Here is a 26051-nt window from a genome sequence, read left to right on the forward strand (position 1 = left end):
TGTTTCATGTAATGAAAACCTTTTTATGCATCTTACACAACATCTCTAGTCCACTGGAGATGTTTTTTTGTCTGTCAATATGTTGAGAAACAGGGGGAATAAGGAAATGAAACACACATTAAAGGCCTTTCTTGCATTGTTAGTAGCCATCGGATTCTTGACAGCATGCGGAACGAATGACGGCGATCAAACGAAGAAAAAAGAAACAGCAGAAGTTACTCAGGATGAATCCGGGTATCCTTTATCGTTGGATGACGCGCTTAATAATAAAGTCACGCTGGAAGAACAACCTAAACATATCGTTTCATTAATTCCGAGTAATACTGAGATTTTATTCGAGCTTGGGCTAAATAAGGAAATTGTCGGTGTCACAGATTTTGATAACTTTCCGAAAGAAGCCGCCGATAAAGAAAAAATCGGTGGAATTGAGTTTAACGTAGAGAAAATCGTCAGCTTAGATCCAGACCTGGTTCTTGCCCACGAATCTACTGCAAAATCAGCAGAGGAAGGTTTGAATCAGTTGAAAGATGCCGGAGTGAATGTATTCATCGTCCAAGACGCTAAAAGTTTTGAAGAAGTATATAATACAATTCAGGATATCGGGACACTTGTCGGTAAGGAAAATCAGGCGGATTCCGTTGTTTCTGAAATGAAGTCAGATTTGGATTCCATTCAGGAAAAAGCAAGTGAAGTATCCGAAAAGAAGAAGGTCTATGTGGAAGTTTCACCTTCACCTGACATTTATTCAACAGGTAAGAATACGTTCATAGATCAAATGCTTTCAATGGTCAATGCGGAAAACGTGATGAGCGATCAAGAAGGTTGGGTACAGGTGAACCAGGAAGCTGTCATTTCGTCAAACCCTGACGTAATCATCACTACATATGGTTATTACAGTGAAAATCCGAAAGAACAGATAATGGGAAGAGAAGGATGGGAAGATGTGACGGCAGTTAAGAATGGAGATGTTCACGATGTCCATTCAGATTTAGTCACCCGGACCGGTCCAAGATTGGTTGAAGGAGTAGAGGAAATTGCAAAATCGATCTATCCAGAGGTATTTGCAGAATAAAATAGGGATTACATACGGATTGGCAGGGCTATTCATACTCACAGCGATGCTTGCAGGCATTTCGATCGGTACGATATCGATTCCACCGATGGATATTGTATACATCGTAGGTTCGAAGTGTTTCGGTTTTCAATTACCTGATACGGTCGATCCCATGTTTGTGAACATCGTATATACCATCCGACTCCCGAGAGTATTGTTGGCTCTATTGGTCGGAAGCTCCTTAGCCATTGCAGGGGCGTCTTTTCAAGGGCTATTACGTAATCCTCTGGCTGATCCATATACACTGGGTGTGTCTTCAGGAGCTTCGGTAGGGGCAGTTATCACATTGTTTTTCCATTGGAGTATTCCGTTCATCGGGAAGTTTACGCTTCCCTTTTTCAGTATTGTTTGTTCAATCATCACCGTATTTCTCGTTTTATGGTTCGCCCAAAAGGTTGAAAAGACCATGAAGGTCGAAACCATTATATTGACAGGAATCATCTTCAGCTCGTTTCTTGGCTCGGTGATTTCATTGATGATCGCACTCACAGGTGAAGAACTAAGGCAGATCATCGGCTGGCTTCTTGGAAGTGTATCCATGAGAGGATGGGATTATGTTGCGATCATCTTGCCTTTTTTTCTCATTGGAGTGGGGTTACTCATTCTAAACGGCAAGGAATTGAACGGGATGAGCTTCGGGGAAGAACAGGCCCGTCATATCGGTATCTCGGTTCAAAAAAGGAAGCTGATCATTTTGATTGCCGGAAGCATCCTGACGGGGGCAGCAGTCGCCGTATCGGGAACGATCGGATTTGTTGGACTTGTGATTCCTCATTTTCTGCGAAGAATAGTAGGACATGATCATTTGCATTTACTTCCCCTATCAATCCTTGTGGGTGGAGGGTTCCTCGTTCTCGCAGACCTGCTTTCCAGAACGATCATCGCTCCGACCGAACTTCCGATTGGAGTGATTACCGCCTTGGTCGGCGCACCGATGTTTGCTTATATTCTTTTAAAGAAAAGGGGTCTTTCATCATGATCGATGTAAACGGGGTTTCAGTTGGGTACGACGGTCATAAGATCGTGGAAGACATAAATTTTCATATAGAAAAAGGAGAGTTCTTTGGAATACTTGGTCCGAATGGGAGTGGGAAGACGACCTTACTGAAAGCGATGACGGGTGTTCTTCCTTTGATGGATGGAGCAATCACATTGAAGGAAAAACCACTTCATCACTTTTCTTCGAGAGAATTGGCTACGCATGTAGCGGTATTACCACAGATATCGACTGAAACATTTTCATATGAAGTAAGGGAAACGGTGATGCTTGGGAGATATGCTCATCAGAAAGGTTTCTTTAAGGCTACGACTGACCGGGATGTTGAAATGGTCGACAAAGTGATGGAGCAGACAGGGATTTCTACGTTTCAGAACCGCTATCTTCATGAATTGTCAGGTGGCGAGCGACAACGGGTGTTCCTCGCCCAGGCTCTTGCCCAGGAACCTCAAATCTTACTACTGGATGAGCCTACTAATCATCTTGATCTTTCCTATCAGAAGTCCCTATTGGATTTGATTAAAACTCAAACAGATCAGGAAAAACTAACGGTGGTGGCCATTTTTCACGATTTGAATTTAGCGAGCCTATACTGTGATCGTTTACTGCTATTGGACCAGGGCAAAATGAAACTTCTTCACCACCCTGAGGAAGTGCTGAAAGAAGAACATATCGAAGAAGTATATCATACGAAGGTTCAGAAACACGCTCATCCATTGGTGGCCAAACCACAGATGGTGATCGTACCCGAAGGCCCCCTCACTGAGAACCTGATTTTGGATGAAAGGTATTTGACATTGACAGAAGAATACATCCTTTTCTCGGCACCATTTCCGTTGAAATGTATGTCTTCGGGTATTATTGGAGCAGGAATCGGTTGGTACGCTCATTTTATGAACCGTCGGGTACCCGTTGATTATGACTGCCGGGATTACAAACAAGATATGAATGAGTATCTCGTAACGAAAGAACTGGATCCGTCTTTATCTGTCGGTATGATGACGGCTCTGAATTTAACTAACATGACTTGCGAGCGGTTTGAAATGAAGGGGAAATCGATTTTCGTCGTCGTGACCGCAGGTGTTGGAAATGCCATGGATGTATCAGCGAGTTTTCAATATGATATTGAGTCTAAAACGGGTACGATCAATACCTGGGTCTTCATTAATGGGAATTTATCAGATGAAGCATATATCGAAGCCCTCGTCACATCCACGGAGGCAAAGGTGAAAGCACTGAATGATATGGATATAAGGGACAAAAGGAAAGGAAATGTAGCAACCGGAACACCTACAGACAGCATTCTGATTGCTTCCAGTCAAAAAGGGGAGCTTGAACCTTTTGCAGGACCGATTACTCCAATAGGAAAGTTGATTGGCAGAGGAGTTTATGAAGTAACTAAAAAAGCCATCCAACGTTATATGGGTAAAAACGGGGAAGGTCATTAAAAAGTGTGCAAAAAGCATGGCTACATAATTAACAGAAGGGGAGAGAAGTTTTGATGCAACTTTATACAAGAACCGGGGACAAAGGTCAGACAAGTTTAATCGGGGGAAGGGTCGATAAGGATCATATCCGGGTCGAAGCATACGGGACACTGGATGAAGTAAATTGCTTCGTTGGTCAGGCAATTTCTGAATTGGATCATGAGCGTTTTGACGATATAGTGATGGATTTAGTTACTATCCAGAACGAACTCTTTGACTGCGGTGGAGATTTATCCAATGTATCAAAAAAGAGAAGAAACAAGCTTCAAATTGATTCCGTACATGCTTTGGAAGAAAAGATAGACGATATGATCAAAGAAGCTCCACCTCTTGAAAAGTTCATACTCCCGGGTGGTACGAAGGCTTCTGCAAGTATTCATATTGCCCGTACCGTTGCAAGGAGGGCAGAGAGGTGTATCGTATCCCTTTCGAAGACAGACGGAGACTTTTCTGTGGTTACGTTACAATATATCAACCGACTATCAGACTACTTTTTTGCCTTGGCACGCGTGATCAATCATCGCAGTAACGTGAAAGACGTAGAATACTTACGCAGTGCCAACGTATTTTCTACCGGTAAAGTTAAGAAAAACATCGAAAAGTAGTTCGAATACTCTCTTTTTCTTCTTGTAATTAGAGGGGATTATAGAAAGTATGCAATTGTTTATTAATGAAGAGAACAACTAAATACTTTTAAAGATATTTATGGTAAACTATATTCTCGGGGTGGACCGGTATGGAGAAAAGTGTTAGTTTATCCAGTATTCAGTGATTGTCAATTTCAATTGTATAGAGTACTATTTCATATTATCATCGGTTCATCATGAATGTCATAAAAGTAGGTGAAGAAATGGAGTCACGACTAGATCGAAAGACCAAAAAGAAAAAACGTGGAAGAAAAGTGATTTTGGTATTATTAATCCTTATTTTCAGTTTGATCGGTTACGCTGCTTTTCAATTTTACAGTGGTTATAAAATGGCTGGTGAAGACCAGATGCAGAAAGATTATAAATTCAACGGAGTAAAAGATGAAAATGGGAAAGTTAACGTTTTGTTATTGGGAGTCGATAGCAGGGGCGAGGAGAAATCAAGGACAGACACCATGATGCTCGCACAGATTGATCCAAAAACAAATGAAACCAAACTCGTATCTTTTATGAGAGATATTTATGTAGAAATACCAGGTTATAAAAATTATAAACTGAATACGGCATTTTATTTAGGTGGTCCTGAATTGCTGCGCAAGACGATTAAACAGAACTTTGATTTGGATATTCAGTACTATATGATTGTCGATTTTAAAGGTTTTGAACAGTCAGTCGACATCCTTGCACCAAAAGGAATTGAAATGGATGTTGAAAAAGCCATGTCAGAAAACATCGGTGTTTCCCTCGAACCGGGTGTCCAAAACCTGAACGGAAAAGAATTACTCGGCTATGCCAGATTCCGTCATGATGGAAATGGTGACTTCGGAAGGGTTGAAAGACAGCAAAAAGTGATTGCTGCCCTTAAAGATGAAGCCTTATCCATCGGAGGCGTAACAAAGCTTCCGAAAATGGCAGGATCCATTCAGCCATATATTCAGACGAATATGAGTAAACTGGATCAAATCTCAATCGCGAAAGATATCCTCCTTACTAACAGTAGTGATATGGACAAGCTAACCTTGCCAGTAGAAGGTTCATATACAAATGGAAGTTACAGTGGAGTGGGCTCCGTTCTCGAAATTGACTTTGAAGAAAATATTCAAGCTTTAAAAGACTTCCTGAGTGGAAAAAGCTCAGACGATACAACAAACGAATAAATCTGAAAATCCCGTTAAGCATTCAAAGGCTTAACGGGATTTTTTTGCTTTAGAGTGGACTTGATGGAACGGACTCTGGAACTGCGCTAACAGGGATCAAGGTGAAAAATCAATCCATTACCAATCAAACCCTAAAAGTATAAATTCTGATTATACGCTCTCTCAGCCAATCTAGAGCCTTCAGAAGGAATCTGAATAAAATAAATGGTAATGATAACGCTTCCACTAGCTATTTCGGCTAATTCCTTACTACTTCCTTTAATGCTCTTGATATCATTCATCAGCATGTTACGATTATAAACGTTGTGAACAAAACACCCGCCAAACAAGGTTTTTGGCGACATGAAACAACCATGATCTTAAAAATTTTTTCTTAAAATTTACATTAAATGTTCGATTGAAAACGAAAAAAAGTGTTTTGAGAAGAACTTACCATAAAATAAGGAACGGGAGTGGATATGATTGTTAAATAATAAAACGATAGCATTTCTGGGTGCAGGTAATATGGCTGAAGCAATGATTTCAGGAACAGTACAGAGTGGAAAGATTCCAGCTGATCAAATCATTGTTTCCAATAGAAGCAATTACGGAAGACTTCAAGAAATGAAAGCTAAATATGATATCACTGCAATAACGAAAGACGATCTGCCCTTTAACGAAATAGATATCCTCATTCTTGCAATGAAGCCAAAGGATATCGATAAAGCATTAGATTCCATCAATCACCTGGTCAGAAATGATACGGTGATCATGTCGGTACTGGCAGGGATCACGACTTCCCATATGGAAGTACAGTTACCTGCAGGTCAGCCTGTCATCCGTGTCATGCCAAATACATCAAGTATGCTGAAGGAATCTGCAACGGCAATCAGTGCCGGAAGATTCACTTCAAGAGAAGATATGGAGAACGCAGAAGAATTATTATCAAGCATCGGAGAAGTATTCGTCATCGAGGAGAGCCAGATGGACATCTTCACCGGAATTGCCGGAAGCGGTCCAGCTTACTTCTACTATTTAATGGAACATATCGAAAAGACGGGTGCTGAAGCAGGATTAGACCCGAAATTGGCTCGTAAAATCGGAGCTCAAACCATTTTTGGAGCAGCCAAAATGATGTTGGAGCGAGAAGAATCACCAACTCAACTAAGAGAAAATGTAACATCCCCAAACGGTACTACGGCTGCAGGACTTGATGCATTAGCTCAGTTCGGTGGAGGTAAAGCCATCTCAGAAGCTGTTAAGGGAGCAGAAAAACGCTCGAAAGAAATCAGCTCATCCTTACAGTCTAAAGAATTAGTCACAAGCTAATAACCCAACTTATAACAAACACCTCATATATATTATTTACCAACCATACTCGAAATACAGGTCTGTCCCTGCATATAGAAAGAGGGGCAAGGGACGGACCTTATTACTAGGAGTGATTGAATGTCCCAAAATAAGAAACGTATCGTGATTAAGATTGGAAGTAGTTCATTGACAAGCTTACATGGAGAAATGAGCCGCAGGAAGCTTGAGCGACTTGTGGATGAGGTTGTCCGCTTAAAGGATGACGGTCATGAAGTCTTGCTTGTTTCGTCAGGAGCAGTTGCAGCAGGTTATCGGAAATTGGGTTGCTTGACACGTCCAAGTTCGTTGCCTGAGAAGCAGGCCGCAGCAGCTATTGGCCAAGGGCTATTAATTGAAGCGTATTCTGATCTGTTAATTTCAAATGGATATGTGGCTTCTCAAATTCTGATCACTCGTAGTGATTTTTCTGATGAAGATCGATATAACAATGCAAGAAACACGATTAATGTCCTACTCGAAAGAGGGATTATCCCGATTGTGAATGAAAATGATACTGTAACGATTGACCGTTTGAAATTCGGAGATAATGACACACTATCCGCCAAAGTCGCTGCACTAGTTGATGCTGATCAACTCATCATTCTATCAGATATTGATGGGCTATATGATTCGGATCCACGTAAAAATCCAGAAGCTGAACTGCTGGAGAGTGTGACTGAAATCACGGAAGATATTGAAGACATGGCAGGAGAGCCGGGAAGCTCAGTCGGTACTGGCGGCATGAGATCAAAGATCGATGCATTTAAGATTACAATGGCATCAGGCATACCTGCGTTCCTTGGTAAATCCGGACATACTAACATCATTTATGATGCTGTTCAGCATACGGCGAAAGGAACCTATTTTGAATCGACGGAAGATTCGGTCAATCTTGATTCCAAAAAGCAATGGATTGCGTTCAATTCGGGTCCAGAAGGTGAAATCACTATCGATGCAGATGCGAAAGACCGTATCTTGGAACAGAAAGAAAGCTTAACCATCGATGATATTTATACTGTGAAAGGCCGTTTTGATAAGGGTGCAGTCGTACGCATCCTGGATAACCGCAACGAAGAAGTCGGTCTTGGAATGGTCAACTATCGTTCCGGCCAACTGAAGAATCCTACAGACATAAAAGCCGATGAGATCGCAGTAGAAATTGATCAGCTCGTATGCCATGTGGAATTTCCCATTCCAGTAGGGGTTTAATTGATTACAAATATAATAATTATAAAATTGATTCATTTAAGTATATAGCTTTTTAAAATAATCAGGAGGTATTTGATGACTTTAACTGTAGAAAAAACCGATGTGAAAAAACAGGCTGTATTGGCTAAAAAAGCTTCTAAGACGCTAAGCATGCTGACAACGGAACAAAAAAATAAAGCCCTTCATATCCTTGCCGACCATTTAGAAGCAAACTACGGATCCATTCTAAAACAGAACGAAAAAGATCTTGAGAGAGGCAGGGAGAAAGGATTTGAAGCGGCCTTTATGGATCGTTTATCTCTCTCTAAAGAACGGGTTGAAGACTTTGCAAGCGGTCTTCGCCAAGTGGCTGACCTGGAAGACCCGACTGGTAAAGTGGTTTCAGATTGGAACTTGGAAAATCAGCTGCAAGTTCAAAAAATGACCGTTCCGCTCGGTGTCATCGGAATGATTTATGAGGCGCGGCCGAACGTGACGGTGGACGCTACAGGTCTTGCATTGAAATCAGGTAATGCCATCATCCTGAAAGGTGGATCGAATGCCATAACGTCTAATAAAGCCATTGTGGACGTTATGCATGAGGCATTGGAACAAACAGATATCCCAAAGGATGCCGTACAATTCATCAACACTACAGATCGCGAGGCAACAAGTGAATTATTTACAATGAAAGAACATATTGATGTGCTGATTCCCCGTGGAGGTGGTGCATTGATCAACGCCGTCGTCAATAATGCAACGGTCCCTGTCCTGGAGACAGGAGTAGGGAACTGTCACATATATATTGATAAGGAAGCTGAACTGGAAAAAGCATTGAACATCATCATTAATGCCAAAACGGATCGACCGGCGGTTTGTAATGCGGCTGAAACCGTCATTCTTCATGAGAAATGGTTCGATGAACATAAGGATGCCTTTGTTGAAAAATTGAAAGATCATCGTGTTGCCATTCATGGTGACGAAAAAGTGGTTGAAGTGATCAAAGATGCCAAACTTGCAGGCGAAGAAGATTGGGCAAACGAATATTTAAGTCTTGATATTGCCGTTAAAGTTGTGTCTTCACTAGATGAAGCCGTGGAACATATAGAGGAATACGGTACCAAACATTCAGAAGCGATTGTGACTGAAAACAATGAAACAGCAAAAAAATTCATGATGCTCGTTGATGCCGCTGCTATATATCATAATGCATCTACACGTTTCACAGATGGGGGAGCATTAGGATTCGGTGCTGAAATTGGTATTTCAACTCAGAAGTTGCATGCAAGAGGTCCGATGGGGCTTCCAGCGTTAACAACAGTGAAGTATATGATGCATGGAACTGGACAAATTCGATAATATAAAAAAACGCATGAGGTATTTTCCTCATGCGTTTTTTCATGTGCCATCGAATGTCAGCCCGATTCCTGAAGGAGGAATTCATGTAATCCACGGATCGTATGAACTTCTTGTTGATAACATAGTTTTAAAAGTCGTTCAAAGATCTCGGCCGTCATGATCGCATCATTTAAAGCATGGTGGCGGGTACGATCTTGAATATCGAATTTCTTTATGAGAACATCCAAATAGCAGTCATCCCTGCCAAGTAAGCTATTGGCAAGCGAAAAGGAATCGACAAATTCAGGATCGAAAAAAGGCAGCTCCCACTTATTGATCCTTTTTTGAAGAAAATTAATGTCGAAGCTCGCGGGATGGGCCACCAGGATCGTTCCTTTGCTGAACTCCAAAAAGCGTTCCAACCCTATGGGTAGCGTCACACCATTTAAAAAATCTTTACGTCTTAGACCCGTAAACCTCTTCGTTTCTCTGGACACCGTTTGAAGGGGGTCGATCACCTGATAGAATGTATCGTCCCTTTGAACTTCTCCTTCTTTCACCTTTACAGCTCCTATCGATATGATTTCATCTCCAACTTCAGGAAAAAAACCAGTGGTCTCAAGGTCGAAAATCGTAAAGGTGCAGTGGAAGAGATGTTTTTTTTGAAGGGTCGGTTTTTCTTCTTCAAATTGTTTAAGGCCACGGGAAAGTTTATGGTAGGAAAGCTTTTCTTTTTCCCGCCTGACTTGATGGCGGAAGATGAATTGCTGCCATAAATAATACTTTAGTATCCGGTAGCCTACGTTAATACCTAGATTATCCATTAAACCACCCGGTTCCTATTGAAACTGATTTCCATCACCTGCTGCAGTCGATTGGCAATCTGGATGGATTCTTTTAATTTTTGACGATCCTCTTTCGAAAGGGTGCGGACATCGATGTCATTACTTAAAGGCTTTCCCTCACTAAGTTCACGCAGATTCTGTTGTGTTCTCAAGGAAAGGAGGATATGCATGGCCGTTTTTACATTTTCCGCATCCCTGGGGTGAAAGGCTTGTAACTTCTTCAATGCCTGTACCCTTTTGATTGTGTTCACTTCTTTTATCCCATACTTTACAGAATGAATCCGGATCATATTAACGATTTGTAAGAGCCCTGACTTTTTGATATTGAATAGATGATTTTTCGGCTTCAGGTTCACCCGGCCCAATGGACCAACGGGGAGTTTGAATCGAAGGGCATCTTTTCGTAAGAGTTGCTGCATATTAAGGGATCGTTTCGATTTTTCAGTCAGGTAATTCCGAATTTCTTCTGCGATGGAATAGTCTCCGAAAATCGGACGGAAGTCATAAAACATCGTGATGTTCTGGATTTCCTGTGCATCCATCTCATGGAGCCACTCATCAATCGCCTTTTTCCAGTCCGTATAAGACCTTTTCCATTTTTGTTCCTTCGCCATGATCCCACCTGTACATTCAGGAAAGCCACATGCAGCAAGCTTTAAATTCAGCTTCTCGGTGAAGGCCTGAAAATAGAAATCAACTTTTTTAAGGTCGGATAAGTGATTATAATCATCAAGGATGATCCCATTATCCTGGTCAGTATGGAATCCCTGCTCACTTCGTCCCTGACTGCCCATGACAATAAAACAATAATTGATTGGGGCCGAACCGAACCCTTCCTGTCTCATTTCTTTTTCACTCAATTGAATGATTTTCCGGTGAAGCCGATCATTGTAATTGGATATCACTTCACAAATATCGAATCCAAAGCTGTCTTGTGCAAGAAGATCTTGAATGAACTGTTGGAACGTTTCGCTCTTCACCGTAGCCAGTTCGACCAGTTCCTCATTCGTCAAGGCCTTTTGAATTTTATAAGAAAGGTCCAGGTAATTCGAATCCTGTATATTGAGAAATGATGTACTGGTTAGAATCCCAACCACTACATCATTATGAATGATGGGGACGAAATCCACTTCTTCATGTTTAAAGTAAGATAGGGCCTCATATGCGAAGGACTCATCCCTGATCCAGAAAGGCTTTTCCTTCATCCAGTCTTTCACCTTATCAGAGATACTTGGATTGGTAATATAAGATAGGATTTCCCGTTGTGTAAGGATACCAAGCATCTTTTTATCCTGATCCACCACGACTAACCCATACGTGTCCTGTTCTTTCATCTTTGTGGCTGCATCAATGATGGTAGCATTTCTATCAATGAAAGTAGGGCTGTCCATGAGAGTATGGACTTTTGTGCGAAATAGATTGATGTTTTCATCATCGGTTTCAGTGGCAGACTTTACTTTAATTTCATCGTAGAGGGTTTTCATCCGATTGCCGATACTTTCAAATATGATTTTTGAAAAATCATTGTTTTTAGTCATGATGTCCAAAATCCGGTCTTTCTGAATTCGGAAAACCTTACAATCTTCTATTGCCTGGACTGAAAAAGTCATTTGCCCGCTCGTGAGCATGATCATGATGCCAATCAAGTCACCAGGGTAATAGAAGCGGAGTGAATATTGCTTTCCACTGGAACGATGGAGGACATTCTTGGCAAGTCCGGAGACAAGGAAGTAAATATCCAGTTCTTCCACCGTTTCATCTTCATGAAAGAGAAATTCCCCTTTCTTGAAAGTTGTGTATGTAGAACCGGAAATAATGTAATCCAGCTGTTCTGCTGATAGCACATCAAATGGATAGTGATCCCGAATAATTTGTAGTAATTCCTGCTGGTTCATCAAATACCTCCCGTTCGTGCTGGTTCCATAGTACTTTACCATAGAATCCCCTAATTTGAAAACGATAAAACGGGCCGGCAATCATAAAAAAACACCCTGATATCAGGGTGTCTTGTCGATCATTCCGTTTGGTTCTCAATCAGCAGGAAAACTTTCACAAGTCGCAGTTTAAGAGGCTTTATGTGCTTTTTCTACCTGCTTTTCCTTTTTCATGAAAGGCATCCACCAGTTCCAGTCACCAAGTAGCTTCATTAACGAAGGGACTAATATCATTCTGACGATGGTTGCATCAATGAAAATGGCGATGGCAATCCCTACTCCGATCTGTTTGACGGGCATTACACCTGTGAAGGCGAAAGCTCCCGTTATGACAATCATGATAAGAGCGGCTGAGGTGATGATTTTACTTGTTGAAGTAAGTCCCTCAATGGTAGAACGTGTGTTATCACCGGTTTCTTGATAAATTTCATGAATCCTTGAAATAAGGAATACCTCATAATCCATGCTAAGTCCGAAAACTAGACTGAATACCAAGACTGGAAGCACAAGGGCAATATCCGTTTCCGGGATTCCGAAGTGTCCACCCTGGAAAATCCATACTAAGATTCCGAATGTCGATGTAAGACTGATGATATTCATCAAAATGGCCTTCAATGGAATGATGATGGAGCGGAATGCGATCATCAGAATCAGGTAAGTCGAACCTAAAATGATGAACAGGCACAATCCTACTTTTTGATAAATCTCATCAAAGATTTCCTGATTGAATTTCACCTGTCCTCCAAACTGGAGGGGATGTGACCATTCTTTGTTACTCCATTCATTCACCAGTTCCTGAGCAGCGGATGATGATGAATCCAATGACAAGTGCACGGGAATCAATGCTTTGTCTCCCTGGATAAAACGATTCAATGCAGGATCAATCTTCTCCTTAGATTCGGGCTGCTGAATGGCCCCGAATAACTTTTCAGGAGAGTCGATATTCGTAGCTTTAAAGATAGAGTCCACTGAAGTCACAGCTGCTTCCTGGGTGAAATCTGAAAGGAGTTCATTCAAATCCTCCAATCCGTCTTTATTGGTCCAGCCATTCTCCCGTTTGGCGATCACATAAACCGTACTGCCTTCATCTGTCTTGAACTTTTCCTTAATAGTATCCATCGCCTGACGGGATTCAAATGTAGCAGGTAATGCCTCCGTATCAGGAATGGCAAGTTTCATAGACCGAACAGGCAAAATGCCGATCACTAAGACAAACAGAGCAAGCAGGGCAAGGAACACAGGTCTTTTCATGACAAACCCGGCAAACGCCCTCCATTTCCCGTGGGCATTTTTCTTCTGTTTGATCAGCATCCATTTATTTATGGACGTTCCGAGGAGCAGAAGAACGGAAGGGAGGAGTGATAATGCAGATACCACTGCTAGCATGACGACTACCATGCCCCCGATGGCGATAGTCTGGAATATATCGATTTCAATGAGCAGCATAGCTCCTAAACCGATGAATACACATAATGCAGAGAAAATGATCGATTTTCCAGCAGTTTGAATAGTGGTAAGGATCGCTTCCGGTATTGACCTCGTGGCCAGTTCTTCACGGTAGCGGTTAATGAACAGTAGAGAGAAGTCAATGCTCAGGGCAAGCCCGATCATTGGAACTACATTCAGCAGGAAAACGGATAATTCCATGCTGACGCCAATCAGAGCGAGAATCCCGAATGCCGTAACGACCGTTACCACTCCAATGATGATGGGAACAATGGAAGCAACAACCGAGCCGAATGCAAATAACAGGACAAGAAGAGCGAAAGGTAATCCTATCAATTCTGCCCGTTTCAGATCATCCTGACTTGCCTTATTAATATCTGAACTAATAATGGATGCCCCGGTCAATGATTGGCCTGGATTTTCTTTTACTAGTGCTTTGATTTGATTTATTTCGTCGGTGATATCAGACTCATCGAAGGATAAAACGGCGTACGCCACGTCGTTTTTCACTAATTTTTCATCTTGTAGTGGTGACTGTATAGAAGAGGTGACACCCAAGTGTTCTATGCTCTCGATTGTTTTCTTAATGGATGCCTGAAACCCTTCTGCAGATTGGAAATCCTGCTTTTCCATAAGCAACAAAATGGATGATTCGGGAAAATCAAACGAATCGGTCAATTCGTCGTTCACTTTTTCAAACTGTCCGTCAGTCCTAAAACCATCTCCGCCTAATATGGTGGGTAAGTCTGTTGCAAAATAAGCGAATATCCCCGCGATCATTACCCAGAGTACAATGATCCATTTATACAAACGGGTGATCCCTTTACCGAGCAGGTCCATCTCATCACACTCCTAAATTGAAAATCTTACATCCTGATTTATTGATATTTACATTACTTCTTTCAATAAAAAAGAATCACTCATTCAGTTTAATAGGTGGAGTAATCAGGTGCAATAACTAAATGCTCGAATAGATGATAATTGAACGAGCATTAAGATTTCTTCATGTTGAGAACGAAAGTGGAAGCGCTCAATAAATCAGGAAATATGTAATCAGCGTTATATGTTGGAGAAGAGTTTCCATTTAGTAAAATGGTGGTGCATCCAGCTTTGTTGCCTGCTTCTATATCTACATTACGATCCCCAATCATGAAAGATCCAGTAAGATCAATGCCGTATTTTTCTGCCAGTTCAAGAAGCATACCGGGTTCGGGCTTTCTGCATGAACAACCCGCATGGGGTTTGTGAATGCAGCAGGAAACTTCCTGAATGAAACCGCCTGCTTGTTTGATTTCATTTACCATATATTCATGGATGGAGTCCAGCTCATCATGGGAAAGATAGCCTAACCCAACGCCACCTTGATTTGTAACGACAAAAAGAAGGAATCCGGATTGAGATAAGACCTTTATAGCTTCGGGGACTCCTTCCAGGAAATAAAATTGATCTGGCCGGTTCACGAAGCCGACTCTATTGGTTTTCACCTCATTGATTACGCCATCTCGGTCAAGAAAAACAGCTTTATTCATCATAAATCCTCCTTATTCGATAATTTTCATCAGTAAACACCGTGTATATGTCGCTTCTTGCGGTTTCCGAGGAAATAATGACAGAGTATTCTGTCATTATTTCTTAATCGATAGGGCCGGAGCTTAAGAAAGTCCGGCCCTATCCTTTATAGTTTGCGGATAAAAGCGACTTTTAAGTAGTCGCTCTGCTTGTATTGACTGAGGGTTTTAAAATCTTCAGGAAGAGTGTATTCTTCGAGTATTTTATATTTCCCATTGCTTTCCTTGAATGCTGTATCTATAAACCCTTTGAATTTTTTCATATTGAACGTGCTGCAGTTTGTGGAAGCCACGATGGTACCGTTCTTTTCAGTGATGGCAATTGCTTCTTTCAACAAATCCTTATAATCTTTAGCTGCACTGAATGTGTGTTTTTTGGAACGGGCAAAGCTTGGTGGATCTAATATCACCACATCGAATGAAAGCTGTTTTTTAACAGCATATTTGAAGTACTTAAAGACATCTTCGACAATGATGTCTTGAGCTTCGTAATCGATTCCGTTTATGCTGAATTGTTCAATCGTTTTACTTAAACTGCGATTTGCAAGATCCACACTGGTGGTGAGGGAGGCACCGCCGAGAGCCGCACATACAGAGAATGCACCGGTGTAAGAGAAGGTATTTAATACCCTTTTGCGTTCTGAGTATGAGTCACGGATCCTTTTCCTCACTTCGCGTTGATCGAGAAATACCCCCACCATCGCTCCGTCATTTAAATAGATGGCAAATTGTACGCCGTTTTCTTTCACGAGAAGAGGGAAGGAAGGGCGTATGCCTTCGACAAAATCGTCTTCTTCAACGTATTTCCCTTCCTGTGCGAACCTTTTCTTCTGGTAAATACCTTTATATTCGGTTAATTCCCGTATCGATTCCATCACTTGTTCATGAAAAGAATAGGCACCCTTTGAATACCACTGAATGAGATAATATCCATCAAAGTAGTCAATGGTTACACCCCCGAAACCGTCGCCTTCCCCATTAAACACCCTGAATGCCGTCGTATCCTCACTATAGTAGAAGTGTAGACGTTGATTAATGGCAGCCTGGATCTTTTTATAAATGAACTCCTTGTCTATATCCTCATGTTCTTTCCAGCTCAGAAGCCAGCCGATTCCTTTATTCTGGAGTCCGTAGTACCCTTTTGCAATAAAGCGACCATCGGAATCTACCAGTTTGAGGATATCACCGTCTTTTGCATCTTCAATCGATGTAGTGACATTTTCTTTATTTAAAAGAGGAAACCCCTTTAGAAATGGTTGTATGTATTTTGGGCTTGCTTTGACGATTTTTTCTTTAGTCATTCCACTCATCCTAACCTATTGGTTTAGTCTTGTGTAGTATAGAACGTTACGGGCGTTTACGCAACTGCATAAAAAAACCCCCTCAGGTCCGAAGAGGGGAAAGGTTTTTGAATTATTTACTCCAAAGGTAATCTCCTACAAGACGGTCCACTTTCATCGTCTCATGTAATCCGCTATGAGAAATCGTTGGATCATATACTATTTTGGACTGAAAAGGATTTTTTTCGAAAAATGTTCGACTCTCCAGTGCACTCTGTACATTTACCACGTCATCACCTGAACCAGCGATGGATAACACATTTATTTCAGGAGGAATCAAATGACGATTGAGATACATTTTCGTCAGTGCGCGAGATCCAGGCTTTAAATCAATCACAGCTGCACCGGTATTGATTTGACCATAAGACTCTTTCGTGACTCCCTGAAAAGGAGTAGCAATCGTAATGAATTTATGAGGTTTTGGTACAAACGATTCATTACTGGTATTTTCTAAATATTGGGTTGAAGCAAGGCCACCCATAGAGTGGGCGACAATATTAACAGTAGATACATTGAATTGGTGATGCAGCAGCTTCATGGCATTTTCAAGCCATATGGCCTGTTTATCCAAGGAAGCACGATTGTCTTCAAAAATGACTTGAACAAGTGGGGGAGAACTAGGGTTTTTAGGGAGAGTCCCTTTGTATCTTATACTGCCGGAATCTGATACCGAAATTTCCAGCGTTTTTTGACCCCACCCATGCCGGTTTTCAAAACGGTCCAACATGGTCCTGAAAGAATTATATGTACCTTTGTATCCGTGCACGAAGACTGTTGGATATTTCTCTTCGGCGGTTAAAGGTTTTTCACTGGATTGGACATTCGTCGTCCGGAAAATAGTATATAAAGTGAAGAAGACAATGATAATGAACCCGCTCCAGAAAAATGATTGTTTTGACTTTACTGACAAGAAAATCGCTCCTTTAAAAAGGTATACTTCTATTGTAAGGGATTCGTGAAGTATTGAATATGTTAAAAAAGAAATTTATTTGTCATATTATATGTAATTTTTGCCTTATTTGGTACTATGTTTCTGTTTCTTCACTTCCCCTAGTCAGTAAAAGCAAGGACCATAAGAAAAAGGCTTAAATGAATTATTTAAGCCTCCAACTTTATTCTGCCATTAATAAAGAAAATTAAACCCAATCTCCAGCTTTGAAAATCGGTTCTATCGTACCATCCGCCTTTTCACCGTCAATATCCAATTGTGATGAGCCAATCATGAAGTCCACATGAATCATGCTTTCGTTAAAGCCTATTTGCTGTAACTGTTCAGGCGTCATCGTCTTACCATCTTCTACACATACAGACAGAGCCCTGCCCAATGCAATATGACACGAAGCATTTTCATCAAAAAGGGTGTTGTTGAAAACGATATTTGTATTGGAAATGGGGGAATCGTGAGGTACCAATGCAACCTCACCCAAATACGATGCACCTTCATCCGTTTCGAGTAAGTTCTTTAGCGTTTCATAGCCTTCTTCAGCCGTGTAATCAATCACTTTCCCTTCCTTGAAGGTCAATGAGAAATTCTTGATGAGGGTACCGCTATAATTAAGAGGCTTTGTACTCGATACAACACCGTTCACCCCATATTTATCTGGAATCGAAAACACTTCTTCCGTTGGTAGATTCGGGACGAAAGGAACCCCTTTATCATTCGTGAATTGGGCACTGATCCATTTTGTTTTTGGATGGAATTCGATGGTCAGGTCTGTTCCCGGTCCTTTATAATGAAGCTTTTTGTATTTCCCTTCATTTAAACGGAGGGCGTTTTTATTAAGGTTATCTATATGTTCTTCCCATAATTCGACGGTATTCTCCCGATCCGTTCTAGTTGTATAAAAGATGTTTTCCCACAGTTTTGTGAAAGCATCTTCTTGAGAAAGATCAGGAAAAACGGTTTGAGCCCATTCCACTGTTGGTATCGCAGCGATCAACCAGCTGATCTTTCCGCCTCCGATATAAGCTGAAAAGTCTTTCATCGCTTCTGCAGAGGTTTTGTTCAACATAGCGACACGCGTAGGATCTGAATTCCTTAAAAGAGAAGGATTCGGGGCAGCTAAATTCAATAATGCAACATTGTCCTCTGCCATTTCAATATATCCTTTAGCTTTCCATTTAGGGAACGCTTTCAATCCATCCTCAGCAGATTTCTCTAAGCGGATTTTTTTTAGTTCATCATCATAGAAATCCGTTAACACATTCAGTGCTCCTGCTTCGTATGCTTTCTCTGTAATCAGGCGAACAAATTCGTATGATGTAATAGGTGCTGATATCATCAGTTCCTGTCCCTTTTGCAGATTCAATCCGACTTCTACGATCAGGTCTGCATATCTTCCTAAGTTTCTCTCAAATGCTTGATTCATTTGTGAATCCCCCTTATATATGTAGTCAATCATAACTATATCTCTTTTTTCAGAAAATTTCATTGAATAAGATCATTTAATATAAAAAAGACCGAGGCTGGGACAAAAGTGTTTAGTTAAAAGAAAATCCGAACGATCATTCGAGATTCTTTTTTGAAAATCGAGATCGTCCGGATTTATCATTTGGCTGTTTAGATAAATACTGTTGCTTTTGGCCCAGTGAGTAGTGGTTGATTTCCGCTACAGGTGCTCGCTTTCCGCGGGGTGTGAGTTGAGCCTCCTCGGGCTTTGCCCTGTGGGGTCTCAACTTTCCCGCTATTCCCGTCGGAGTCGAGCACCTTCCGCCCGAGGAAAGCGAAGTCTTGCACGGAAATCAACAGCGGTGTAACATGTGATACTATTTATTTGATTGTTCGTCATTAAAGGAAATGAATTCAGTTATGTCCCAGCCTCCTGAAAATGTTTATAGTTTAGTTGAGAACGGAGGGAATTCTTCTTCATTGGAGTTAACAACTACCACGCCGGCAAGGGCCATGGCTGTGAGGCTGGTGATGATCAATATTTTTCTCAGCTTTTTCATTTTTTAACCACCTCCTTATAAAGGCAGCATTTCTTCATAAATGATATTGGCTTCATTTAGATGGAATGCAGCAAGTTTGTATTTTCTAATTCTTTGATAATATTGGCCAAGGAATTTGGAATACTCAGCATATAATAGAAGGGAGCCGTTTTTCTTAAAGTAAGCCAGTGCATACTCCTTCATGAAATTCTCAAAACCATTAGGGAATTCATTCAGTGCAAATTGATAATAAGATAATTGATAGAATTTATCGGGATATCTTTCTTTTGAACAAAGCTCCAATCCTTTAGGCAACCAGAATTGAACTTTTGAACGTTGATTCAGTTTATAATGCTCTTTGACAAGGGAAAGAATCGAATAGAGTCTTCCTTCTTCGTCCGAATCTTTTAATTCAATGCTTTTCACAAAATGCTGGATGGCTTCATCGCTTTTATTCATAAAAGATTTAAGGTATCCGAAGTTTTGCTCGATCTTGGAATGTAAAGACGTATACTGAATGGACTGAGAAATGAAGTTAGCCCATTCATAATGCTTTACGGCGTCCTCACTATTCCGAATTCTCCGATAGCAGATTCCCAACAGTAAATGGACCTCTGCACACCTTTTCTGGTAATAGACACCCTGAAATATGGAGAGGGCTTTTTCACCGTAGTAAATGGCTAAACGATACATGTGTAATCGTGTCAGGACTAAACTGAATAGATAAAATAAATCTGCCCTTTCTTCTTCATTTACAACATTTCCAAGTACAAAGTACGTTTCTGCTTCTTTCAACTCACCTTTGGCTTTTTCGTATTCTTTCCTTAAATAATAGTAATTCCCTTTATACTTGTGAAAGTAAAATTTAAGCTTGTCGTTAAGTTCCTTATAATTTGACTGAATATGGACCATATGACTGAAAGCTTCCGTTGGATTGCCCCTTATTAATTGGACCCGGAAGCAGAGAATTTTATAAAAGAAATGGGTCGTTAGATCATCGGTTTGATCGAGATCCCTTTGGATGACCTCGTGAGTGGATCGTGCTTCATCCTCCTTATTCCAAAGTAATGCATGATTCCACTTTTCGAGAAGCTCATTCAAGTGGTTAGGGCGATTAACTGGATTATTTAAACCCAGGCGCTCGCATAGCAAATGGACGATATCATCTGAAGGTGTCACTTGGTTATTTTCCAGTTTCGAAAGATAAGATATTGAAATGATCCCTTTAGATAAATTTTCTTGTGTTAGCTTTTGTTTGAGTCTGTGAAAACGGATCTTAGAACCAATCTTCATATGATTCTTCTCCTCTTAATGGATATAAAATTGCAACCTATGGAACAGAATATTTAACATAATAACATAAATAAAGCTGAAAAATTTAGAATATTCCTATAATTATATTTTTTAATGGGTATTTTGGAGGTATTTTGGTTACCTGAATGGTTTTGTGTCACAATGATTCTCCGATTAATATCCTTTGTTATAATGAATCTAGTGATAGTTATAGAGGAGGATGGACATTGTGATTGATTTACGAAGTGATACGGTAACAAAACCAACGGAGGAAATGAGAAGGGCAGCTTATGAGGCTGAAGTGGGGGATGATGTGTATGGGGAAGATCCTACTATCCTGCAGCTTGAAAAGGAAGCAGCGCGCATTCTTGGGAAAGAGGAAGCATTATTCGTCACAAGTGGTACACAGGGGAACCAGATTGCCGTCTTGACCCATACCAGACCGGGAAATGAAATTCTATTAGAAACGAATTCGCATATTTTTTATTACGAATCAGGGGCAGTTGCGGCTTTGGCAGGTGTTCAAACCCGGACGATTACAGGGACTAATGGAGAAATGGATCCTGGTGAAATAAAAGATGCCATTCGTACGGAGGATCAGCATTTTCCTGAAACGGGATTGATTTGTCTGGAAAATACACATAACCGTGCGGGAGGGGCAATCGTTTCACCGGAAAACATGCAAGCCATCCATACCATTGCCAAGAAGCACTCCATTCCGGTACATGTTGACGGAGCCAGGCTCTTTAATGCCGTTGCCGCAAGTGGTCGGGACGTAAAGGAGTTTACGGATCATTGTGATACCGTTCAAATATGTTTATCAAAAGGCTTGGGCGCACCGGTAGGATCAATCATTGCAGGTGATAAGAACTTTATTAAGAAGGCTCGAAAGTGGAGAAAACGCTTGGGCGGTGGACTGAGACAAGCCGGGGTGATTGCGGCTCCAGGATTGGTCGCCTTAAAGAAGATGAGAGGACGCTTGTCAGAAGACCATGAGAAAGCAAGAATCCTCAAAGAAACCTTTCAAACATGTAACGGGATTGAAATCATCAATGGAGTGGATACTAATATTGTAGTGGCTGAGGTATCAGGCACTGGAATGACAGCAACTCAATTTGTAGAAGATTTAGAGAGAAAAGGAATATTGGCCGTGACGTTTGGGCCGACCCTGGTCCGTTTCACGACTCATTATAACGTGTCAATGGAGGACATAGGGGAAGTTTCCCGGATACTTAAGGCTCAATTTTAGCCAATCTGTTCTCAAGGGAAGGTCCATAAAAACAGAATAGGGCAAGATTTGCCCTATTTCCACCTTTATTCTTTGTGATCAAGTTGCTTTCCATGATGAGGATGTGGGTGCCATCTCATCATATAACCATTTTCTTTCAGCTTTTGATGCTTTGCTTCCATCATGGTCAGTACTTTGTCACCTTGTTCTTTGGTAAAGACACCGTACTCGACGTATTTTTTTACAAGTTCTTTTTTCGTTGAATACATTTGATCGTGCAATTTACCAAGCTCTGCTTTTTGGTCTTCTGTCAGATTCACCTTTTGCCCAGGCGTCTGGCCTTGACTTTGACCTTCTGCAGAGACGATGGAACTGAATCCAAAGCTGATGATGAGGGCAGCTGCAATTGAAACCACTATTTTTTTCATATTAATTTCCTCCTTCCTGAAGATTCTCTTGTATTCTTTGCAGAGTATTAGAAGAATATGTAAGAGTGGACGAATTGGCGATGGAATTGCTAGTATAACAAGGAGTAGAAACAGAATGAGGGGGCTTAATCAATGTTAAATAAGTTTTTGTCAAGTATCGGTATAGGTCATGTGAAGGTGGATACCATCGTGCACACGACAGAGATTTCACCGGGAGATCACATCAAGGGGGATGTCGTCTTAAAGGGGGGGATGGCCGATCAGCCGGTAAATGAAGTACAACTATTACTTCTCCTAAAGTATGAAGAAGATAAACAGGATAGTGATTTTTCTTATCATGAAAAGGATTTAAATACGATCACACTAGACAGTATAGGGACGATTAAGGCTGGGGAGGAAAAAAGGATTCCATTTGAATTTCCTACAAATGCCCAACACCCTAAAACGACTGATACGGAACAAACCATTTTAAGGACAACGGTGGATATACCCCAAGCCGTGGATCCCACAGATGAGGACAGCATATTTATCCGATGATCTTAGAAAAGGGCCGATTCCCCAAGTGAATCGGCCCTTTTTTGAATGTTTTATAGATACAGGAGTGATGAATGGAGAAACAAAGAGTACTAAGTTCTTATTGAAATCCATAAAAACCCAAGTTAAAATGTAGGAAGCGCATACATTCAAAAAATTCAGAAATTTAATGTATGTAAAAATCATTGATAAGGGAGGAATTTGATGGGAGGAATATGGTTAGCGGTCATAGGGGGTATCGTGTTTCTAGTAGGGTATAAATATTATTCAACACTTATTGCGGAAAGAGTGTACAGGCTCGATCCGAATTATGTTACACCCTCTCACCAGTATAAAGACGGAGTCGACTTCGTACCCACGAATAAATTTGTCCTATGGGGTCATCATTTCACATCCGTTGCAGGTGCCGCTCCTATCGTAGGGCCGGCTATAGCTGTGTATTGGGGATGGCTTCCAGCTTTTCTTTGGGTTATTTTCGGTACTGTGTTTGCAGCGGGAGTCCATGATTTCGGGACCCTTGTGCTGTCAGTTCGAAATAAAGGACAGTCTGTTGGCTCATTAGCCAATAAGTTGATAGGAAAGAGGGCTAAGGTACTTTTTTTATTCATTATTTTAATTCTTGTATTAATGGTCAATGCGGTATTTGCCTGGGTCATTGCGAATTTATTCATAACGTTCCCAGCAAGTGTATTATCTGTATTCATTCAAATTCCGTTGGCTGTGTGGATCGGATATTCCGTCTACAAACGTAACGGGAGCATGTTATTACCTTCCATCGTGGCTCTCGGTGTCATGTACGCATCAGCGGTCATCGCAAGCCGGGTAGACTTTCTGCAAATTGATCTGGTCCGATATTTCGGTGGACAGGAAGCAACTTCATTATTTGGTTTAAGTTCCACGAGCATGGCTTTCCTTGTGTGGATCGTTATTCTGATGATTTATGTGTACATAGCTTCCATTCTTCCCGTATGGAAACTATTATAGCCTCGAGATTATATCAATTCACACCAATTAATCGTGGGTCTTGGATTACTATATCTCGGTCTACTATTTACTAACCCTGAGATCACTGCACCGATGACAAATGGATCGGCAGATGTCTCTTGGTTCCCATTATTATTTATTACGATTGCATGCGGTGCGATTTCAGGTTTCCACGGCCTGGTGTCATCAGGGACCTCTTCAAAGCAATTGAACAAGGAAACAGATGCCCGCTTCGTCGGTTATTTAGGAGCGGTAGGGGAGGGGGCACTTGCCCTTATTGCCATCATTGCCTGTATTACATTTTTCCCTAACGTGGAAGAATTCCAAGCGACCTACAGTGGATTTGCAGCAGCCAGCGGAGCAGGATTGGGCGTGTTCATTCAAGGGGCTGGACAACTTGCCACAGGAGTAGGTATTCCGGCGGATATTGCTGCAACGATCGTTTCCGTCATCATTGTAAGCTTCGCGGCCACAACCCTGGATTCATCTGTTCGTCTAATGAGATATATCATTTCTGAATTGGGAGAGGAGTATAAAGTACTTTCATTAACTAACGCACATGTTGCGACTACGATTGCAGTGGTATCAAGTGCGGCTTTGACACTATTGCCTCAGGGCCCTAAAGGATTCGGATCAGGTGGATATCTCCTTTGGCCTTTGTTTGGTACATCGAATCAGTTGCTTGCTGGGATCAGTCTACTCCTGATTACCATATGGCTCAAGCGACAAGGGAGAAATTACCTGGCTACATTGATCCCGATGCTGTTTCTCATGTTTATGACACTTTGGGCAATGATCAATCAGGTTGTCTTTGAATGGTCAGGAGCCGGGGATTCGGAAGGGAATATGCTTCTTTTCATTTTTGGAAGCATCATCTTGATCTTTACCCTGTGGATTCTCATCACAGCAGCTTCTTCCCTGTCTAAAAAAGGTGATGACCCTTCTCAATTTTCGGTGTAAGTATAAAAGTAGGGGGACTCACATCGGGTCCCCTTTTTAGTAGGAAGGAGTGATCACTTGGATACAACCATGGTGGAAAAATTCAAAAGGGCAATGAAATTATATGATGATATGATCCGTCTTCCTCATAAAACAGAAATAGCCAGGGAGTTGAGGGACGAAGAGGATTTATTCTTATTGCTGCTCTATTCGGATATGCTTGGAATACCTAACCCTGTATTTTATTACACGTTGGAACTCTATCCATATATGATAGAAAAATTTCATGATTGGCACTTAAGAATGGGGATGGAACACTCGCCACTAGATGGAATCAGATGTTGTTAAAGAGAAAGGTAGTGAATTCATGGATGATTTACTGAATCAGTCTATTATCTTTGTGGGGGGGAAAGGAGGAGTTGGAAAATCGACTACGGCATCTGCACTGGCCGTCATGTTTGCAAAAATGAGTAAGAAGACGCTGATTGTCTCAACAGATCCGGCTCATAATCTTGGAGATATATTCCATCAGGAAATAAGTGGGCATCCAACCCCGCTAACGAAACATCTATGGGGGATCGAAATTGATCCAGAAGCAGAAACACGTCAATACATCAATGGAGTGAAAAGGAATCTCAAAGGGATGGTAAAATCCAATATGGTGAGTGAAGTCCATCGGCAAATCGATATGGCTGCTTCAGCACCAGGGGCGGAAGAGGCTGCCTTGTTTGACCGGATCGTTTCGATCATCCTGGAAGAAGGAAATGGATATGACAAAATCATTTTTGACACAGCTCCAACAGGACACACAATTCGACTATTGTCTCTTCCGGAATTAATGGGAGTTTGGATGGATGGAATGCTTGAGAGAAGGAAGAAAACAAATAAGAATTATTCCCAGCTTTTGAATGATGGTGAACCTGTTGAGGATCCCATATTCGATGTCCTTCAACAACGCCGTGAAAAGTTTTCAAAAGTCAGAGATATACTGCTTAATCAGCAAATGACAGGTTTTATTTTCGTACTGATCCCCGAAAGACTACCGATTCTCGAAACGGAGAAAGCGATTGAATTGATGTCCTCGCATTCACTGAATGTTGGAGGGCTGGTTGTGAATAAAATCCTGCCGAATCAGGCGGATGGGGAGTTTTTGGAGAAAAGAAGGGAACAAGAAAAAGTATACTTGCGTATGATGCAAGAAAGATTCACCGAACAATCGTTATATGAAGTTCCTCTATTAGAAGAAGATATCTGCACCCTTTCTCATCTGGAAGGATTTGCATCCCATCTTCAGAAAGCCATTTACAAAGAAGAGGGAATCTACTAA

Annotated in this window: 21 protein-coding genes and 1 pseudogene; 13 read left to right on the forward strand and 9 right to left on the reverse strand. The window is 41.3% G+C overall.

Going from position 1 to position 26051, the window contains the following annotated elements:
- The first annotated feature begins 106 nt into the window (after nucleotides 1-106).
- The 8 genes from ACSQ2E_RS10805 to ACSQ2E_RS10840 all read left to right on the forward strand — a co-directional run bounded on the left by ACSQ2E_RS10805 (nucleotide 107) and on the right by ACSQ2E_RS10840 (nucleotide 9278).
- Nucleotides 107-1072, forward strand: a complete 966-nt coding sequence (locus ACSQ2E_RS10805; RefSeq protein ID WP_435990533.1) for an ABC transporter substrate-binding protein — start codon at nucleotides 107-109, stop codon at nucleotides 1070-1072.
- The gene (locus tag ACSQ2E_RS10810) at nucleotides 1035-2093 is read left to right on the forward strand and encodes a FecCD family ABC transporter permease (protein WP_435990534.1); all 1059 of its coding nucleotides are present in this window, start codon (nucleotides 1035-1037) and stop codon (nucleotides 2091-2093) included. Before ACSQ2E_RS10805 ends, ACSQ2E_RS10810 begins: the two co-directional genes overlap by 38 nt.
- Nucleotides 2090-3559 (forward strand): adenosylcobinamide amidohydrolase, encoded by a 1470-nt coding sequence (locus tag ACSQ2E_RS10815; protein WP_435990535.1) that lies wholly within the window; start codon nucleotides 2090-2092, stop codon nucleotides 3557-3559. The genes ACSQ2E_RS10810 and ACSQ2E_RS10815 overlap by 4 nt, the downstream gene beginning before the upstream one ends.
- Before the next feature lie 53 nt (nucleotides 3560-3612).
- On the forward strand, nucleotides 3613-4203 hold the full coding sequence (locus ACSQ2E_RS10820; protein ID WP_435990536.1) for a cob(I)yrinic acid a,c-diamide adenosyltransferase: 591 nt from the start codon (nucleotides 3613-3615) through the stop codon (nucleotides 4201-4203).
- A gap of 245 nt (nucleotides 4204-4448) precedes the next feature.
- Nucleotides 4449-5402, forward strand: a complete 954-nt coding sequence (locus ACSQ2E_RS10825) for an LCP family protein (protein WP_435990537.1) — start codon at nucleotides 4449-4451, stop codon at nucleotides 5400-5402.
- 462 nt (nucleotides 5403-5864) lie between these two features.
- Nucleotides 5865-6710, forward strand: coding sequence for a pyrroline-5-carboxylate reductase (gene proC, locus ACSQ2E_RS10830; RefSeq protein WP_435990538.1), 846 nt, complete (start codon nucleotides 5865-5867; stop codon nucleotides 6708-6710).
- Between the two features lie 120 nt (nucleotides 6711-6830).
- Nucleotides 6831-7940 (forward strand): glutamate 5-kinase, encoded by a 1110-nt coding sequence (gene proB, locus ACSQ2E_RS10835; RefSeq protein ID WP_435990539.1) that lies wholly within the window; start codon nucleotides 6831-6833, stop codon nucleotides 7938-7940.
- Nucleotides 7941-8015: 75 nt separating this feature from the next.
- Entirely contained in the window at nucleotides 8016-9278 is a 1263-nt protein-coding gene (locus tag ACSQ2E_RS10840) for a glutamate-5-semialdehyde dehydrogenase (RefSeq protein ID WP_435990540.1), read from the forward strand.
- Between the two features lie 56 nt (nucleotides 9279-9334).
- On the opposite strand, the gene ACSQ2E_RS10845 is transcribed toward ACSQ2E_RS10840, so the two are convergent.
- The 8 genes from ACSQ2E_RS10845 to ACSQ2E_RS10880 form a co-directional block, all read right to left on the reverse strand.
- Complete coding sequence (locus ACSQ2E_RS10845) at nucleotides 9335-10081, reverse strand: 3'-5' exonuclease (protein ID WP_435990541.1); 747 nt, start codon at nucleotides 10079-10081, stop codon at nucleotides 9335-9337.
- On the reverse strand, nucleotides 10081-11997 hold the full coding sequence (locus ACSQ2E_RS10850) for a DUF294 nucleotidyltransferase-like domain-containing protein (RefSeq protein ID WP_435990542.1): 1917 nt from the start codon (nucleotides 11995-11997) through the stop codon (nucleotides 10081-10083). Before ACSQ2E_RS10850 ends, ACSQ2E_RS10845 begins: the two co-directional genes overlap by 1 nt.
- A 168-nt stretch (nucleotides 11998-12165) precedes the next feature.
- A complete protein-coding gene (locus ACSQ2E_RS10855) occupies nucleotides 12166-14322 on the reverse strand; it encodes an MMPL family transporter (RefSeq protein WP_435990543.1) in 2157 nt (718 codons plus the stop codon).
- Nucleotides 14323-14474: 152 nt separating this feature from the next.
- A complete protein-coding gene (locus ACSQ2E_RS10860; protein ID WP_435990544.1) occupies nucleotides 14475-15011 on the reverse strand; it encodes a D-glycero-alpha-D-manno-heptose-1,7-bisphosphate 7-phosphatase in 537 nt (178 codons plus the stop codon).
- Nucleotides 15012-15157: 146 nt separating this feature from the next.
- Nucleotides 15158-16351, reverse strand: coding sequence for a class I SAM-dependent rRNA methyltransferase (locus ACSQ2E_RS10865; protein ID WP_435990545.1), 1194 nt, complete (start codon nucleotides 16349-16351; stop codon nucleotides 15158-15160).
- A 112-nt stretch (nucleotides 16352-16463) separates the two neighbouring features.
- Nucleotides 16464-17300, reverse strand: coding sequence for an alpha/beta hydrolase (locus tag ACSQ2E_RS10870; protein WP_435990546.1), 837 nt, complete (start codon nucleotides 17298-17300; stop codon nucleotides 16464-16466).
- A 226-nt stretch (nucleotides 17301-17526) separates the two neighbouring features.
- On the reverse strand, nucleotides 17527-18759 hold the full coding sequence (locus ACSQ2E_RS10875; RefSeq protein WP_435990547.1) for an aminopeptidase: 1233 nt from the start codon (nucleotides 18757-18759) through the stop codon (nucleotides 17527-17529).
- 595 nt (nucleotides 18760-19354) lie between these two features.
- On the reverse strand, nucleotides 19355-20611 hold the full coding sequence (locus ACSQ2E_RS10880) for a helix-turn-helix domain-containing protein (protein WP_435990548.1): 1257 nt from the start codon (nucleotides 20609-20611) through the stop codon (nucleotides 19355-19357).
- Nucleotides 20612-20840: 229 nt separating this feature from the next.
- On the opposite strand from ACSQ2E_RS10880, the gene ACSQ2E_RS10885 reads away from it, so the two are divergent.
- Nucleotides 20841-21860, forward strand: a complete 1020-nt coding sequence (locus tag ACSQ2E_RS10885) for a threonine aldolase family protein (protein ID WP_435990549.1) — start codon at nucleotides 20841-20843, stop codon at nucleotides 21858-21860.
- Between the two features lie 65 nt (nucleotides 21861-21925).
- Here ACSQ2E_RS10885 and ACSQ2E_RS10890 read toward each other — a convergent pair whose 3' ends face one another.
- Nucleotides 21926-22267, reverse strand: a complete 342-nt coding sequence (locus ACSQ2E_RS10890; protein ID WP_435990550.1) for a YckD family protein — start codon at nucleotides 22265-22267, stop codon at nucleotides 21926-21928.
- A 132-nt stretch (nucleotides 22268-22399) separates the two neighbouring features.
- Here ACSQ2E_RS10890 and ACSQ2E_RS10895 point away from each other — a divergent pair, with 132 nt between their 5' ends.
- The 4 genes and pseudogenes from ACSQ2E_RS10895 (at nucleotide 22400) to ACSQ2E_RS10910 (ending at nucleotide 26051) form a co-directional block, all read left to right on the forward strand.
- A complete protein-coding gene (locus ACSQ2E_RS10895; protein ID WP_435990551.1) occupies nucleotides 22400-22804 on the forward strand; it encodes a sporulation protein in 405 nt (134 codons plus the stop codon).
- A 201-nt stretch (nucleotides 22805-23005) separates the two neighbouring features.
- A pseudogene (locus tag ACSQ2E_RS10900) lies at nucleotides 23006-24745 on the forward strand (carbon starvation CstA family protein).
- Between the two features lie 69 nt (nucleotides 24746-24814).
- A complete protein-coding gene (locus tag ACSQ2E_RS10905; protein ID WP_435994497.1) occupies nucleotides 24815-25072 on the forward strand; it encodes a cory-CC-star protein in 258 nt (85 codons plus the stop codon).
- Nucleotides 25073-25091: 19 nt separating this feature from the next.
- Complete coding sequence (locus ACSQ2E_RS10910) at nucleotides 25092-26051, forward strand: ArsA family ATPase (RefSeq protein ID WP_435990552.1); 960 nt, start codon at nucleotides 25092-25094, stop codon at nucleotides 26049-26051.

The organism is Rossellomorea sp. LjRoot5, from assembly GCF_964253455.1.
Classification (GTDB): domain Bacteria; phylum Bacillota; class Bacilli; order Bacillales; family Bacillaceae_B; genus Rossellomorea.

Coding starts and splice junctions, on each gene's coding strand:
- ACSQ2E_RS10910 (WP_435990552.1), top strand. CDS start 25,092: ATGGATGATTTACTGAATCAGTCTATTATCTTTGTGGGGGGGAAAGGA.
- ACSQ2E_RS10815 (WP_435990535.1), top strand. CDS start 2,090: ATGATCGATGTAAACGGGGTTTCAGTTGGGTACGACGGTCATAAGATC.
- ACSQ2E_RS10905 (WP_435994497.1), top strand. CDS start 24,815: ATGGTGGAAAAATTCAAAAGGGCAATGAAATTATATGATGATATGATC.
- ACSQ2E_RS10860 (WP_435990544.1), bottom strand. CDS start 15,011: ATGAATAAAGCTGTTTTTCTTGACCGAGATGGCGTAATCAATGAGGTG.
- ACSQ2E_RS10825 (WP_435990537.1), top strand. CDS start 4,449: ATGGAGTCACGACTAGATCGAAAGACCAAAAAGAAAAAACGTGGAAGA.
- ACSQ2E_RS10875 (WP_435990547.1), bottom strand. CDS start 18,759: ATGAATCAAGCATTTGAGAGAAACTTAGGAAGATATGCAGACCTGATC.
- ACSQ2E_RS10845 (WP_435990541.1), bottom strand. CDS start 10,081: ATGGATAATCTAGGTATTAACGTAGGCTACCGGATACTAAAGTATTAT.
- ACSQ2E_RS10880 (WP_435990548.1), bottom strand. CDS start 20,611: ATGAAGATTGGTTCTAAGATCCGTTTTCACAGACTCAAACAAAAGCTA.
- ACSQ2E_RS10850 (WP_435990542.1), bottom strand. CDS start 11,997: ATGAACCAGCAGGAATTACTACAAATTATTCGGGATCACTATCCATTT.
- ACSQ2E_RS10865 (WP_435990545.1), bottom strand. CDS start 16,351: ATGACTAAAGAAAAAATCGTCAAAGCAAGCCCAAAATACATACAACCA.
- ACSQ2E_RS10840 (WP_435990540.1), top strand. CDS start 8,016: ATGACTTTAACTGTAGAAAAAACCGATGTGAAAAAACAGGCTGTATTG.
- ACSQ2E_RS10890 (WP_435990550.1), bottom strand. CDS start 22,267: ATGAAAAAAATAGTGGTTTCAATTGCAGCTGCCCTCATCATCAGCTTT.
- ACSQ2E_RS10855 (WP_435990543.1), bottom strand. CDS start 14,322: ATGGACCTGCTCGGTAAAGGGATCACCCGTTTGTATAAATGGATCATT.
- ACSQ2E_RS10820 (WP_435990536.1), top strand. CDS start 3,613: ATGCAACTTTATACAAGAACCGGGGACAAAGGTCAGACAAGTTTAATC.
- ACSQ2E_RS10805 (WP_435990533.1), top strand. CDS start 107: ATGAAACACACATTAAAGGCCTTTCTTGCATTGTTAGTAGCCATCGGA.
- ACSQ2E_RS10895 (WP_435990551.1), top strand. CDS start 22,400: ATGTTAAATAAGTTTTTGTCAAGTATCGGTATAGGTCATGTGAAGGTG.
- proB (WP_435990539.1), top strand. CDS start 6,831: ATGTCCCAAAATAAGAAACGTATCGTGATTAAGATTGGAAGTAGTTCA.